This is a genomic window from Halobium salinum (assembly GCF_026586625.1).
Lineage (GTDB): Archaea > Halobacteriota > Halobacteria > Halobacteriales > Haloferacaceae > Halobium > Halobium salinum.
Genome location: NZ_JAODIW010000008.1, coordinates 313,820 through 327,606 on the forward strand (window position 1 = coordinate 313,820; position 13,787 = coordinate 327,606).

Genomic DNA, 13,787 nt, shown 5'->3' on the forward strand with positions numbered 1-13,787 from the left:
TGGTCCCCGCTGACGCCGCGCCCATCCACTGGTGCCACACCCCCCGCGGTTTTCGTCGGCTGTCGACTCGTTCCGGTGAGCGGAGACGATTCTTACGGCGTAGGCCCGAGGACGCGACTCGTGCCCGATAGCTGGCTCCGCCGACACGACACCGAGACGGGACGGCGGCGGCCTTTCGGGGTGGACGGTCGACTGCCACCGGCTACGGCGTCAGCACCGCCCGCCCCTCTATCTCCCCGTGCTCCAACTGCTCCGCGACATCGTTGATTTCGTCGAGGCCGTAACGCGTCGTCCGCAGTTCCACGTCGCCGCGGTCGACCAGCGCCATCAGCTCCTGCAGTTCGGCGTACTTCCCGACGAGCGTCCCTTTGAAGCTGAACTCCCCGTTGACGAGCGCCTGCGAGGGTTCGTGGACGTGCCCGCCGTAGCCGATGACGTGGAAGTCCCCGGTGCCGGCGACGATGTCGGGTGCCATCGAAGTCGTCGAGTCGCTGCCGACGAAGTCGAGGACCTGGTGGGCGCCCGTCCCGTCGGTGAGGTCGTCGATGCGGGCGGCCACGTCCTCGTTCGTCGGGTCGACGGTGTGACCCGCGCCGAGGTCGCCCGCCAGGTCGCGGGCCGCTTCCTTGGGGTCGAGGGCGACGATGTCGGTCGCGCTCATCGCGTCGAGACACTGGAGCCCGATGTGGCCGAGGCCGCCGACGCCGACGACGACGGCGGTGTCGCCGGGGTTCAACTGCCGGACGGCTTTCTTCACCGCGTGGTAGGCCGTGATGCCGGCGTCGGCGTGCGGCGCGATATCCGTCGGGTCGACGCCCTCTGGAAGCGGGATGACCGACCGTTCGGCGGTAGCGAGGTACTCGGCGAAGCCGCCGTCGCGGGAGAGGCCGGGGAACTCGGCGTTTTCACAGTGCATGTCCTCACCCATCCGACACGGGCGACACACGCCGCAGGTGACGTGCGGGTGGCAGATGACGGGGTCGCCCTCCGAGACGAGCGTCACGTCCTCGCCGACCTCGCGGACGATGCCGGCGTTCTCGTGGCCGAGCGTCATCGGGAGGTTCTGCTCGACGTAGTCGGTCCACATCCCCTCGACGATGTGGTTGTCGGTCTGACACCAGCCGGCGCCCTCGACCTCGACGAGGACGCCGTCCGGACGGTCGAGTTCGGGGCGGTCCACGTCGTCGAGGCTGAGCGCCTCGCTCATGTCGTCGGTGTACGCGTGGAGTCTGGCGGCTCGCATGGTACGAATAACCATGGTAGACCCGCAAGTAAACGTTGTTGCCGCGGCGTCGTCGGCCGATTTCCCGCCGAGCCGACCGTCGGTTCACGGCCCCCGCGTCCGCGCCTCCGCCAGCGGAATCTCCCGGATTCGGACCTCGTACTCCGGGTCGTCCGCGAGGCGCACCAACTTTCCTCGTCTATCCTCGGCGGTCGCTCGCGAGGCGTACACGTCGCGTTCGGCCGGGAGTTCCCAGCCGCTGTCGGGGCTCTCGCGCGCCTCGACTCGGTACACCGTCCCGGGGTGGAAGTAGAGCGTGAATCCGAAGTACGCCTCCGGGGTGACGCGGGCCTTGTAGCAGACGCGCTCGTGGTCGACGTCCGGGAGCCTGAGCTCGCCGGTCAGCTGTTCGTCGGAGGAGGCGGTCCGGAGGTACGGGGCGCCGCAGTGAGGACAGCCGTAGTCGGTCATGGTGGTCGGTGCTGTGTGTAGGCGTCGGCAGGTAAGGAGTCCGGCGGCCGGCGTCGCGAGCGGAGAGCGTCGAGAGCGGAGCGCGTCGGAGACAAGGAGCACCGACGGCGCGCTCGGACGACTTTACAGCATCCGCCGGAGTCGCCCGAGCGGGGGAAACGGCAGCGTCTCCTGGCTGTCCGGGTCGTAAACGACGGGGCGGAACTCGTTCACTGAGGAGACGAGCGGCGACTGGAAGTCCGTCCCCCACATCCCGTTGACCGTCGCGCCCGCGGCGAGGCGGTTGAACGCCGGGAGCATCAGCACGTCGCCGCCGCGGTAGACGCCCGAGCCGTAGAGGTAACAAGGTCGCTTGCGACCCTCGATGTCGATGGCCGGATGGTCGTGGCCGACGACGTAGAGAAGCGCCGTCTCGGCGGGTTCCTCGTGACCGTGGGCGACGAGAACGTCCTCCCCCTCGTAGGCGTCCTCGAGGCGGTAGCAGTCGTGGACGGCCCCGTCGTACACCTCGTCGAGGAGGGTGTCGTGGTTGCCGGCGACCAGCACCGGGGTGGCGTCGGCCGCCGCACAGCAGTCGAGCAGCTCCCGGAGGCCCGACTCGGCGTCGGGAGTGACGTCCCCGAACTGGTGGAGTACGTCGCCCGCGAAGACGACCTCGCGGGGCTCGAAGTGCGCGAGCAGGGCTTCGAGGCGCTCGCGGAGGTCGGCGCGCTCGCCGAGCGGGAACTCGACGCCGGAGGCCTCGTCGCGGCCGACGTGCGTGTCGGCGACGACCAGCGTCGCCGCGTCGGGGAAGTAGACGGCACGGTCCCGGAACGCGAGGTCGTTCACGTCCGAGACGACGTCGGCGAGTGATAAATCGTTAGCGTCGCGGGTCGGCCGCCCACGGTCGCTCGCGGCCTCCGATGAGTCGGCCGGTGACGGCGCTCGCCGAAGTCGTCACGTCCGTCACTCGGCGAAACAGGGGGTCGCCTCGGGGGCGTCGCCGGCCACGTCCTCGCGGACGAAGAACGCGAGCGGCCGGCCGTGCTGGTACCCCTGATACTCCCGGCAGACGTAGTCCTCGGCGAGGTACGGCCGGAGGTCGGTCGCGTTGTTCCCGAACCCGTTGCTGTCGAGCGCGACGACCACGGGCGGGCGGCGCTCGGCGAACGTCTCCGCCGAGTTCGTGCTGTTCACGTCGGCGTCGTAGCGACTGAAGTACCAGGGGAGCGGGAGCCGACTGAACCAGCCCGGCGTCGGCTGTTCACCCCGACTCCAGTTCTCGTCGGGCGAGTAGAGGTAGTAGCGGTCGTTCCCGTCGTTGTACCCGCCGTAGAACATCACGTCCGTCCCCTCGTTGTCGGCGGCGATGCGCTCGATTTCCCGGAGTTGGCCCTGCATCTCGCCCGCGGGCTGGGCGTACTGGACCATCCGGCTGTCCGGCCCCTGCGGGTTCACGTACACGTTGTCGACGGCGACGAACCCGGTGAACCCCGCGGAGACGAGCAACAGGGCGGCGGCCGCGCCGACCGCGACGCCGTCGTCTCGAGCGAGTGCGAGCCGCCCGCTCCGATACACCGCGGCGAAGCCGACGGCCGCCGGGACCGCGAGCGGCGTGTTGACGTGTGCGAGGTTCCAGGCGGCGTTGATGTCGACGGCGAGGGGGTAGCCGAAGAAGCTCGCCACCCCCCAGAAGAAACAGAGCGCGACGAGGTTCCGCGGCCCCTCGGGGTCGTAGCGGTCGACCAGGAACCCGACGACCGCGGCGGCCGCGAGCGGGGCCGCGAGGAAGGCCATCGTCTTCGCGAACCAGCCGAAGAACTCCAGATAGGAGTGGTCGCGGAGGTGGCCGCTGAGCCAGTTACGCTGGAGTTCGTTCCAGACGCGGGTTATCGTCGAGTCGGCGACGCCCCCGACCGCGAGCGGGTCGGCGAGGACGCCGTACAGCTCCGGTTTCGGCGCGTAGAAGAGGAAGACGACGAGCAGGAAGAGCGCGAGTGCGGCGACGACGTGGCCCATCCAGCCCGCCAGCCCGCGGCCGACGGCGGCGAGTCGGTCGGCGACGGCGTCGAGCGGGTCCCGGCCGTCGCGGTGACTCGCCAGCAGGGTCTCGCGGTCGAGAATCAGGACCAGCGCGCCGAGCCAGCAGACGGGGTAGAGAAAGGCGTTCTCCTTCATCGCGAAGCCGAGCCCCATCACGAAAGCGGCGGGGTAGAGGTAGCGCGGCCGGCGGGTGTCGAGCGCCCGGACGAACAGCCCCAGCGCGACGAACATCACGGTCGCGAGCGGCACGTCGTTGCGCATGAACCGCGAGTAGTAGAGGAGAGCCGGGTCGGCCGCGAGAACCAGCGCGAGCGTGACGGTCTCGGTCCGGGAGAGGCGCTCGCGAAACAGCCACGCCGAGAGGGGCAGCAGCGCCCCGAAGAGCGCGACGACGAGCCGGGCCGTGAAGTCGCTGGCGCCGAACAGCGAGAAGACGACGCCGTTGACGTGGGGGAGGAAGGGGCCGTGAATTATCGCGCGGTACTGCCACTCGCCGAACTCCATGTAGTGGAGAATCCAGTCGCCGACGCGTCCCTCGTCTTGGTGGAAGACGCGCCAACCGAGGGCGTACAGCCGCGCGAGGAGGGCGACGACCGACACCGCGACGAGGAGGGGGAGGACGCCGCCCTCCTCGCGCTCGCGGAGCCGACGCACCGAGAGGCTACTCATACCCGGGAGTGTTCTGCCGGTAATAAACGCTTTCCCATACGTCAAAGAGCCGCTTCACCGTCCGCCGGCGTCGCTCCCCAGTTCGGAGTCGCGGCGGCGGCCGGGTCGGAGTCGGTCGTCCGAGACGCGGCGAACCGAGGGTCGGCCCCTCGGCGACCGCGCCGCCTATGAAGGCCCATCGGGCGTTCGACCTGTCAGAGGCGGTGGGGGTCGTCGGACCGCGGTGGGCATGGCACGCGGTCTGACGGTCGGGTTTCAGTTCCCAATCCTCCCGATGAGCAATCCCACGTTTCGCTCCCATGTGTGTAGGTGCCACGGCTCGCCAACGAAGGTCGTTAAGTCAGCGTGAAGGCGAACGGATAGGTTCAACGACTGTTAATTACGCTCGGGTTTCGCCGACCATCCGTGACTGATGTCCGCCTTCCACCGTCGAATCGACAGCCTCGTCCCGTCGCGGCCGCAGTTACGACGGTCGGTCCGGCCGCAGCTCGAGTCCGTGACCCCGGCGGCAGCAGTCGGCAGTTCCTGCCGATCGTCGCAAGTTATAAATCCGCACACCGACGTGATGCGAACGTGAATCGACCCGTCGTCGTGGCCGGGGGCCGCTCCCGCACAGCGACGGCGACGCTCTTCTCCCTCGAGTTCGGTAAACCGAAAACACGCGACTGAATCGCTCGCGGCGGGCGTAGCGCCCCCGTCCCGGGTGAGCACCCGACCACACAGTAGCGTCCGGTAAACCCGACTCCGAATCTCGGAACCCACACCACACCATCGAACCCCTATGACAGGCACACACTCCCACTTCGCCGGGGTCTACCCGGCCATGACGACGCCGTTCGACGAGGACGGCGGAATCGACCACGACCAACTCGCCAGCGACGCCCGCCGTCTGGAGGACGCCGGCGTCGACGGCGTCGTCCCCGTCGGCTCGACCGGCGAGAGCGCGACGCTGACTCACGACGAACACGTCGCCGTCGTCGAGACGGTCGCCGACGCCGTCTCCGTCCCGGTCGTCGCCGGCGCCGGCTCGAACTCGACGCGCGAAGCGATCGAACTCGGCCGGCGGTCGGTCGACGCCGGCGCCGACGCGCTCCTGCTCATCTCGCCGTACTACAACAAGCCCGAACCAGCCGGGATGGAGGAGCACTTCCGGACCGTCGCCGACGAGGTCGACGTCCCGCAGATCGTCTACAACGTCCCCTCGCGGACGGGTCGAAACGTCGCCGTCGACACCGTCGTCTCGCTCGCGAGCCACGAGAACGTCGCGGGCTACAAGGCGGCGAGCGGCGACCTCGGGCGAATCTCGGAGGTGTGTGAGCGCACCCGTGACGAGGCGTTCGACGTGCTCTCCGGCGACGACGGGCTCACCCTTCCGACCTGCTCGGTCGGCGGCACCGGCACCATCAGCGTCGTCGCCAACGTCGAACCCGAGCGAAGCTGCGCGCTGGTCAACGCCGCGCTGGCGGACGACTATGAGCGCGCCCGCGAGATTCACCACGACCTCGGCCCGCTCGTCCGGGAGCTGTTCGTCGAGACCAACCCCATCCCGGTGAAGGAGGCGATGGCCATCCGCGGCTACGGTCCGGCGGACCTCCGCCCGCCGCTGTCGCGACTCTCCGAAGAGCACGTCGACGACCTCGCCGCCCTGCTCGACGACCTCGAGACCGAGCCGGTCGAGGACGAGTACGCGGAGGCGACGCCGTGAGCGGGTCGGTACGCGACGCCGCGAGCGGCCCCGTGCGACTCGCCGTCACGGGCGCCGGCGGACACATGGGCCGGGAGGTGCTCGAAGCCGCCACCACTCGCGACGACGTCGAGGTCGTCCTCGCCGTCAACCGGCCGCCGGTCGAGTCGGTAGCGGGGTACGAAGTCGAGGACGAGGCCGACCTCCCCGGTCTCCTCGCCGAGCGCGAACCGGACGCGCTCGTCGATTTCACGCTCCCCGAGGCGTCCGTCGACTACGTCTCGACCTGCGCCGAGGCGGGCGTCCCGGTCGTCGTCGGAACGACCGGCTTCGACGACGAGGCTGAGGCGGCGCTCGACGCCGCCGCCGAGGCGGTTCCCCTGCTCCACGCCGCGAACTTCTCGCGGGGGGTCGCCGCGCTCCGGCGGGCCGTCCGCGAGGCGGTCGCCGCGCTCCCCGGCTACGACGTGGAGCTGACCGAGACCCACCACAACCGCAAGCGCGACGCGCCGTCGGGGACGGCGAACGCCGTCCTCGACGACGTAGAGGACGTTCGGTCGGACCTCACCGCGCGCCAGCACGGCCGGGAGGGCGAGCAGCCCCGCTCGGGGGACGAAATCGGCGTCCACGCCCGCCGTGCCGGCGACGTGACCGGCGAACACGAACTGCTGCTCGCCGGCAACCACGAGACCCTGTCGCTGACACACCGTGCGGGGTCGCGGGGCGTGTTCGCCGAGGGGGCGCTCGACGCCGCCGTGTGGCTCGCCGGACGCGAGCCGGGCCGGTACGAGTTCTCGGCAGTAATCGACGGTGCCGACGGTTCGAACACCCGGGGCGACGCAGGTGACCGACAATGAGCCTCCAGACCGACGTGGACGACCTGTGGGAGCGCTACCGGAACGACGAGGTGTCGGCCGAGACGGTCGGCTCCGGCGGATTGGGGACGCTCGACGAGTTCCTCACCGCACTCGAGACCGGCGACGCCCGTGCGGCCGAACCGCTCGGCGGCTCGGGCCCGGACGCGTGGACGGTCAACGAGTGGGTGAAGCGCGGCGTCCTCCTGAACTTCGGCCTGCGCGAGACACAGGGGCGGAGCTACGGCGACGTGACCTACTACGACGTCCTGCCCCTCAGGGACACCGAGGACCTCGGCGCCCGCGGGACGCGCAACACGCCCGACGGCACCGTCATCCGCCGCGGCGGCTACCTCGGCGACGACTGCATCATGATGAGCCCCTCGTTCGTCAACGTCGGCGCGCGCGTCGGCGACGGGACGCTCGTCGACTCCTGTGACGTGGTCGGCTCCTGCGCCCAAATCGGCGCGGACGTGAAACTCGGCGCGAACACGCTCGTCGGCGGCGTCCTGGAGCCGGTCGAGGACGCGCCCGTCGTCGTCGAGGACGGTGTCTCCCTCGGTGCGGGCTGTCGGGTCACTTCCGGGTTCCACGTCGGCGAGAACTCGATAGTGGGCGAGAACACCCTGCTCACGCCGCGCATCCCCGTCTACGACCTCGTCGAGGAGGAGATACTGTACGGCCACCTGCCCGCGGAGCGCCGCGCGTTCCAGCGCATGGTCGAGTCGAGCGTGGGCGACCACGACCTGTTCGAGGGCGGGGCGTACAAGCCCGCCGTCGTCGCGACCGACGTCGAGGAGGAGACGCTGGACGCGACGCGGCGGGAGGAGGCGTTGCGTGAGTAGCCCGGACGACGACACCGACGCAGCGGGAACCGGCGGCGACGGCACCTCGACCGTCGACGCCGACGGCGGGTCGGCGGTCCGCCGACTCGACGACTGGGACCCCGCCCGCCTCGTCGGCCTCGCCGAGGAGTACGACACCCCGCTGTACGTCACCGACCTCGACCGCGTCCGCGAGAACTGCGCGCGCCTCCGGGCGGCGTTCCCCGACGCCGACGTTCGCTACGCCGCGAAGGCTCACACCGGTCGGGCCGTCCTCGAGACGGTCCGCGACGCCGGCCTCGACGCCGAGTGCGCCTCCGCCGGCGAGGTCCGCCGGGCGCTCGACGCCGGCTTCCCGGCCGAGCGGGTCCACTACACCGCTGTCAACCCGCCAGCCGTCGACCTCGACGCCGTCGTGGCGTGGTGGGCGGACGGCGGCGACGAGGAGAACGGGCACGACGGCCTCACCGTCACCGTCGGCGCGGCGGACACCGTCGACCGTCTGCGCGAGCGCGGCTACGACGGTCGGCTCTGCGTCCGGGTGAATCCGGGCGTCGGCGCCGGCCACCACGAGAAGGTCAGGACCGGCGCGGACGCGAAGTTCGGCGTCCCGCACGACCGGGCGGCGGACCTCGTCGCCGACGCCGAAGACGACTTCGACGTGGTGGGCATCCACGCCCACGCCGGCTCGGGAATCACCGGCGAGGACGACCTCGCGGCCCACCGCGAACTCGTCCGGCGGATGGGCGACCTCGCGCGCGACGTCGTCGCGGACGGAACCGACCTCGAGTTCGTCGACGTGGGTGGCGGCTTCGGCGTCCCGTATCGCGAGGACGAACCGGCGCTCGACCTCGGTTCGGTCGCGGCGGCGACCCGCGAGGCGCTCGGCGACGTGGACGCGACGCTGGCCGTCGAGCCGGGTCGGTACGTCGTCGCCGACGCCGGCGCGCTCGTGACCCGCGCCAACACACTTAAGACAACTGAGGAGACGACCGTGGTAGGAGTCGACGCCGGCATGACCACGCTGCTTCGCCCCGCGATGTACGACGCCTACCACGCCCTCCGGAACCTCACGGCCGCGGTCGAAGCCGAGGCCGCCGGGACCGAGAGCGGGGCGGAAAGCGGCGATGCCGGCCGGGACCCGAACCGTGTGGCAATCCCTGCCACCGTCACCGGCCCTATCTGTGAGTCCAGCGATGTGCTATGTGAAGACAGACCGCTCGCGCGGCCCGACCGCGGCGACCTCCTCGCCGTCGGCAACGCGGGTGCGTACGGATACGAGATGTCGAGCACCTACAACTCCCGCCCGCGCCCGGCAGAGGTCGCCCTCGAAGGCGGTCGAGCCCGCCTCGTCCGTCGCCGCGAGCGCCTCTCCGAGCTGACCGACCTCGAAGTGACGACCGACGAACCGACCGGTAGCGACCGAAGCGACCGAAGCGACGCAGACACCGACCGCGATTCCGGAGCCGAGTCGAACCGTACCCGACCGGGACCGCACGCAGACCACTGACCGAGCATGAGCCTACACGAGAGCCGAGCACGACCCGTATCGTTCGAGAAGTACCACGGAACCAGCAACGACTTCCTCGTCGTCGACGCCGACGCCTACGTCCCCAACCGGGCGGCGTTCGCGACCGCCTACTGTGACCGCGACGAGGGCGTCGTCGCCGACGGCGAGAGCGTCGAGGAGGAGGGACGACGCGGGGCGGACGGCACGCTCTTTCTCGCACTCGAAGACCAGTACTCCCCGCCGCGGGTCATCATGACGCTCGTCCAGCCCGACGGGTCGACGGCCGCGATGTGTGGCAACGGCGCCCGCGTCGCCGCCGCCTGGGCCGCCGAGCGCACCGGCGCAGACGAGGTGATGGTCGACACGCAGGCCGGCACGCGCCACGCCCGCGTCGAGGACGACGGCGACGTGACCATCGAGATGGGCGTCCCCGCGTTCGACCCGAAGAACGTCCCGCTCGCCCGCGACGCGCCGCTCGTCGAGGAGGACGTGGAAGGGCTGACCGTCACGGCGGTCAACACCGGCGTCCCCCACGCCGTCGCGTTCGTCGACGACGTGGACGCGGTGGACCTCGACGCCGTCGCCCCCGCCGTCCGCCACGCGGACGTCTTCCCGGAGGGCGCGAACGTCACCGTCGCCTCCGTCGAGGAGGACGCCGAGGGCGAGGTGTCCTTCCGCCAGCGCACCTACGAGCGCGGCGTCGAGGGCGAGACGCAGGCCTGCGGCACCGGCGCCGTGGCGCTCGTCGCCGCCGCGAAGCAACTCGACCTCGTCGGCTCCGAGGCGCGCAGCGCCTCGGGTGCGAGCGGGGAGCGAAGCGACTCGCGAACGGGCACGAAGTTCACCGTCTCGCCGCCGGGCGGCGACCTCGAGATTACTGTCCCCGACCGGCGCGGCGTCGCGACCCTCCGCGGCCCCGTCGTCCACGAGTTCTCGGGCGAGGTGCCGCGCCGGCCCGACGCCGAGCAGTGAGTTCCGATTCGGACCCGGCCGGACGGACTGACACCGGATTCGACCCCGTCTCCTTCCTGAACGACGCCGTCCCCGTCGCCTCCGACGAGGACGTGGCCGAGATGCGGGAGCTACTCGTCGACACGCTGGAGCGCCACAGTGACGACGCCGCGCTCGACGCGGACGTAGCGGTGGACGACGCGGGCAACGTCGTCGCGAGCAGGGGTGCCGCCCTCGACGACCTCGGCGGACCTGGCGACCCCGACACGGCCGGCTCGCACGTCGTCTTGAACACCCACGTCGACACCGTCACGCCACACGTCGCCCACGAGTACGACGGGGACGCCGGCGTGATTCGCGGCCGGGGGTCCTGCGACGCGAAGGGACCGCTCGCCGCGCTGCTGACCGGCTTTCTGAGCGTCGACCCCGGCGACGACCGCGTGACGCTCGCCGTCACGCCGGACGAGGAGACCCTATCGACCGGCGCCCACGCGCTCGTCACCGACCCCGACGGACCGCTCTCCGGCCTCGGCGACCGCGACGGTGACGCTGTGCTCGTCGGCGAACCCACCGGGCTCGACGTCTGCACCGCCGCGAAGGGTCGATTCGAGGGGACGGTCCACCTCTCGGGCGTCAACGCCCACGCCGCCGAGGCCGAGTCGGGCGCCAACGCCGTGGCCGCGCTCGAGGGCGTGCTCGCCGCGGTCCGCGAGTTCGACGCCGAACGCGACCCCCACCCGGAGCTCGGTCCCGCGTCGCTGACGCCGACGGTCGTCTCCGGCGGCGACGCCACCAACCAGGTCCCCGCCGACTGCGCGCTGACGCTCGACCGCCGGAGCGTCCCGCCGGAGACCGCCGACGGGTTCCGCGAGTCACTGCTCGTCGCGCTCCGCGACGCCGCTCCCGAGGAGGTCGGCGTCGACTTCGCGTTCACCGAGCGCGACACCCCCTTCCTGGAGGCGTTCGCGACCGACCGCGACGCGCCGGTCGTCCGGGCGCTCGCCGACGCCGCGGAGGGGGTGTCCGACCGGGCGGGCCGCGACTGCGGCGCCGTCCGGCCGTTCGGCGCCGCGACCGAGGCGTCGTACTTCGCCGACCTCGCGCCGACCGTCGTGTTCGGCCCGGGCGACCTGGCCGACGACGAGGGAGCGGTCGCCCACGCCGACCGGGAGTACGTCCGGGTCGCCGAGGTCGAGGCCGCCGCCGAGGCGGTGACGGCGGCGCTACGCTCGCTGGTCGGCGGGTAGTCCGCCGTCGGAGTCCGACTCGCCGCGTCCCCGGTTCCGGCCGCGAATCGGGTCCCGGTCCTCGCCGTGAAAGAGGAGGCCGAGCGCGACGGCGAGCGGCGACAGCGCCACGGCTCCGACGCCCAGCATCAGGTAGTCGTCGGTGCCGAGCGCGCCCGAGCCGCCGGCGCCGACCGCGTCGCCGACGACCACGACCCCCTTCATGCCGAGCGAGACGTGCGGCGCGCAGGCGTACTTCGTCACGCCGGCCGCGTCGAACGTCCGCTCGAACGTCGTGCCCGCGTCGCCGAGAAGGTCGCTCTCGAAGCTTCCGTCCTCGGCGACGACGTTGTGTGACCCGCCGTCGCCGGTCCACTCCCAGCGGACGGTCGTCCCGGGGTCGACCTGCACGGCGGGCGGGTCGAACGCGAACGCCCCGCCGTTGCCGGCGGCGCCGACCCGGACCGTCACCTCGCTCTCTCCGCGTTCGTCGGCGACGCCGTCGTAGTTGTCGACGCCGTCCAGCCAGCCGTCGAACGTCGGCGCCGCGGGGCCGGAGTCGGCTACGTCGCCCGCCCCGGGCAGTTCCGTGTCGCCGACGAGGACGGCACCCTTCATCCCCATCGCGCGGTGGGGCATGCAGTAGTACGCCGCGAAGCCGGGGGCGTCGAACGTCCGCTCGAAGGTGTACCCCGCGTCGCCGACCAACTCGCTCTCGAAGGAGCCGTCCTCGGCGACGACGTTGTGCGACCCGCCGTTGCCCGTCCACTCCCAGACCACCGTGGTACCGGGGTCGACACGGACCGCGGCGGGACCGAAGCCGAAGTCGCCGCCGTTGCCGGCGGTTCCGACCTCGACGGTGACTTCCGATTTCCCGCGTTCGTCGACGACGCCGTCGAAGTTGTCGACGCCGTCCAGCCAGCCGGCGGGTCCGCCGGAGCCACCGGAGTCGCTCGCTCCGTCAGTCTGGGCCGCCGCAGTCGACGCCGACGCGCCGAGCGCGAGCGACGCGGTGGCCGCACCCGCGCCGAGGCGGAGCGCGTCGCGTCGGGTGTAGTTCGTACTCATCCCCGGTCACCCCTCGTACCCCGCGTACTCCATCAGCTTCGCGAAGATGTCGGTGTTCATCGCCTCCTTGTACACGACGCCGGAGAGCATCCCGCCGGGGTACGAGGAGCCGTTGCGGACGTGGTCGACCTTGTGGCAGTGCATGAGGTAGATGCCGGGGTCGACGTCGGCCTCGAACTCGATAGTGTAGCGCTCGGCCGGCGCGACGTTCAGCACGTCCTGGTCGAACTGGAGCGCCTCGGGCATCGGGCTCCCGTCCTTCTCGACCACGCGGAAGCGGTGGTTGTGGATGTGTAACGGGTGGCTCATGAACCCCGCGTTGACCCAGTGGACTCGGACGGTGTCGCCCCGCTCGACGACGATGGGCGACCCGTCCTCCGGGTGGAGCGTCCGCGGGGCGCTCTTCCCGTTGACGGTGAAGGTGTCGGGCCGGCGGTTCGTGAGGTCGTAGGTCACGTCCTCGCCGCCGTACTGGCGGGTGAGCCGGGAGTCCCACTCCTTGACGGTCATGAAGTACTCCTTGTCGGCCGGCTCGTACCCCTTCGGGTCGACCCGGAGGATGCCGTACATCCCCATCTCCATGTGGTTCGGCGTCTGGTAGTGGCAGTGATAGAGGTGGGTGCCGGGGACGTTCGCGGGAATCTGGTAGGTGTGCTTCTCGCCGGGCTTCACGACGACACCGGTCGTCGTGGGGACGCCGTCGTTCTCCCACGTCTTCTGCACCCCGTGGAAGTGGAGCGTGTGGGGTCGCATGCTGTCCGTGTTGTCCAGCGTCACCTCGAGGTCGTTGCCCTCGGTCGTCCGCAGGATGGGACCGGGGACCGACGGCGCGCTGTCGTTCGCCTGGAACGCCCACACCTGGGGGAAGACGATGGGGCCGCCCATGTTCTCGCCCGGGTGGACGGCGTGACGGGCACGGGCCATCCGCATCGTCACCTTCCCGTCCGTCTCGTCGCAGTCGACGACCTCCGGCGGGCCGGTGAAGGGGAGGTTCTCGTTCATCGACGCCGACGCCCCGACGCCCGCGTCCGCGCCGTTCGTCTCCGCGACGGGGGCGGAGACACAACCCGCCGTCGCCGCGACGCCCGTCGCACCGGTCGCCGCGAGAAAACTCCGTCGTGAGATGCCGGTTCCGGGTGCACCGATTCTGTCTCGGCTCATACATCAGGGTGCGTCTCCGGGGAGGTTATAACGGGAGAGCGGTTCTCAGCCGTGTGAAACGGCGTCTTCCATCCTACGGGCTTCACCCGAGGAGTGTATATAAACGGCCGCCGATTCCGAGC

Annotated in this window: 12 protein-coding genes; 6 read left to right on the forward strand and 6 right to left on the reverse strand. The window is 71.0% G+C overall.

Features of this window, described 5'->3' with window-relative positions:
- Positions 1-202: 202 nt before the first annotated feature.
- The 4 genes from N5095_RS13735 to N5095_RS13750 all read right to left on the reverse strand — a co-directional run bounded on the left by N5095_RS13735 (position 203) and on the right by N5095_RS13750 (position 4,387).
- Entirely contained in the window at positions 203-1,243 is a 1,041-nt protein-coding gene (locus N5095_RS13735) for an NAD(P)-dependent alcohol dehydrogenase (RefSeq protein WP_267623455.1), read from the reverse strand.
- Between the two features lie 84 nt (positions 1,244-1,327).
- Complete coding sequence (locus N5095_RS13740; protein WP_267623457.1) at positions 1,328-1,693, reverse strand: hypothetical protein; 366 nt, start codon at positions 1,691-1,693, stop codon at positions 1,328-1,330.
- Positions 1,694-1,816: 123 nt separating this feature from the next.
- Entirely contained in the window at positions 1,817-2,524 is a 708-nt protein-coding gene (locus N5095_RS13745; RefSeq protein ID WP_267623459.1) for a metallophosphoesterase, read from the reverse strand.
- A 117-nt stretch (positions 2,525-2,641) separates the two neighbouring features.
- On the reverse strand, positions 2,642-4,387 hold the full coding sequence (locus N5095_RS13750) for a flippase activity-associated protein Agl23 (RefSeq protein ID WP_267623460.1): 1,746 nt from the start codon (positions 4,385-4,387) through the stop codon (positions 2,642-2,644).
- Between the two features lie 781 nt (positions 4,388-5,168).
- Here N5095_RS13750 and dapA point away from each other — a divergent pair.
- The 6 genes from dapA to N5095_RS13780 are packed head-to-tail and all read left to right on the forward strand — an operon-like array spanning position 5,169 to position 11,457.
- Positions 5,169-6,092 carry a 4-hydroxy-tetrahydrodipicolinate synthase gene (gene dapA, locus N5095_RS13755; RefSeq protein WP_267623461.1) on the forward strand — a complete coding sequence of 308 codons (924 nt, stop codon included), beginning with the start codon at positions 5,169-5,171 and terminating at the stop codon, positions 6,090-6,092.
- Positions 6,089-6,928, forward strand: a complete 840-nt coding sequence (gene dapB, locus N5095_RS13760; RefSeq protein ID WP_267623463.1) for a 4-hydroxy-tetrahydrodipicolinate reductase — start codon at positions 6,089-6,091, stop codon at positions 6,926-6,928. Before dapA ends, dapB begins: the two co-directional genes overlap by 4 nt.
- Complete coding sequence (locus tag N5095_RS13765; RefSeq protein ID WP_267623465.1) at positions 6,925-7,770, forward strand: 2,3,4,5-tetrahydropyridine-2,6-dicarboxylate N-succinyltransferase; 846 nt, start codon at positions 6,925-6,927, stop codon at positions 7,768-7,770. Before dapB ends, N5095_RS13765 begins: the two co-directional genes overlap by 4 nt.
- Positions 7,763-9,259, forward strand: a complete 1,497-nt coding sequence (gene lysA / locus N5095_RS13770) for a diaminopimelate decarboxylase (protein ID WP_267623467.1) — start codon at positions 7,763-7,765, stop codon at positions 9,257-9,259. The genes N5095_RS13765 and lysA overlap by 8 nt, the downstream gene beginning before the upstream one ends.
- Positions 9,260-9,265: 6 nt before the next feature.
- Positions 9,266-10,231 (forward strand): diaminopimelate epimerase, encoded by a 966-nt coding sequence (gene dapF / locus N5095_RS13775; protein ID WP_267623468.1) that lies wholly within the window; start codon positions 9,266-9,268, stop codon positions 10,229-10,231.
- A complete protein-coding gene (locus tag N5095_RS13780) occupies positions 10,228-11,457 on the forward strand; it encodes a M20/M25/M40 family metallo-hydrolase (protein ID WP_267623469.1) in 1,230 nt (409 codons plus the stop codon). Before dapF ends, N5095_RS13780 begins: the two co-directional genes overlap by 4 nt.
- Here the strand turns inward: N5095_RS13780 and N5095_RS13785 are convergent.
- Both N5095_RS13785 and N5095_RS13790 read right to left on the reverse strand, forming a co-directional pair.
- Positions 11,434-12,504 carry a halocyanin domain-containing protein gene (locus tag N5095_RS13785; protein ID WP_267623471.1) on the reverse strand — a complete coding sequence of 357 codons (1,071 nt, stop codon included), beginning with the start codon at positions 12,502-12,504 and terminating at the stop codon, positions 11,434-11,436. The two genes, N5095_RS13780 and N5095_RS13785, sit on opposite strands and share 24 nt — an antisense overlap.
- Before the next feature lie 6 nt (positions 12,505-12,510).
- Positions 12,511-13,665 (reverse strand): multicopper oxidase domain-containing protein, encoded by a 1,155-nt coding sequence (locus tag N5095_RS13790; protein ID WP_267623472.1) that lies wholly within the window; start codon positions 13,663-13,665, stop codon positions 12,511-12,513.
- Between the last annotated feature and the right edge of the window lie 122 nt (positions 13,666-13,787).

Bases quoted from the DNA above. Each gene is read 5' to 3' on its own strand.
- N5095_RS13785 (WP_267623471.1), bottom strand. From the start codon at position 12,504: ATGAGTACGAACTACACCCGACGCGACGCGCTCCGCCTCGGCGCGGGT.
- N5095_RS13750 (WP_267623460.1), bottom strand. From the start codon at position 4,387: ATGAGTAGCCTCTCGGTGCGTCGGCTCCGCGAGCGCGAGGAGGGCGGC.
- dapF (WP_267623468.1), top strand. From the start codon at position 9,266: ATGAGCCTACACGAGAGCCGAGCACGACCCGTATCGTTCGAGAAGTAC.
- N5095_RS13740 (WP_267623457.1), bottom strand. From the start codon at position 1,693: ATGACCGACTACGGCTGTCCTCACTGCGGCGCCCCGTACCTCCGGACC.
- dapA (WP_267623461.1), top strand. From the start codon at position 5,169: ATGACAGGCACACACTCCCACTTCGCCGGGGTCTACCCGGCCATGACG.
- N5095_RS13765 (WP_267623465.1), top strand. From the start codon at position 6,925: ATGAGCCTCCAGACCGACGTGGACGACCTGTGGGAGCGCTACCGGAAC.
- N5095_RS13735 (WP_267623455.1), bottom strand. From the start codon at position 1,243: ATGCGAGCCGCCAGACTCCACGCGTACACCGACGACATGAGCGAGGCG.
- N5095_RS13790 (WP_267623472.1), bottom strand. From the start codon at position 13,665: ATGAGCCGAGACAGAATCGGTGCACCCGGAACCGGCATCTCACGACGG.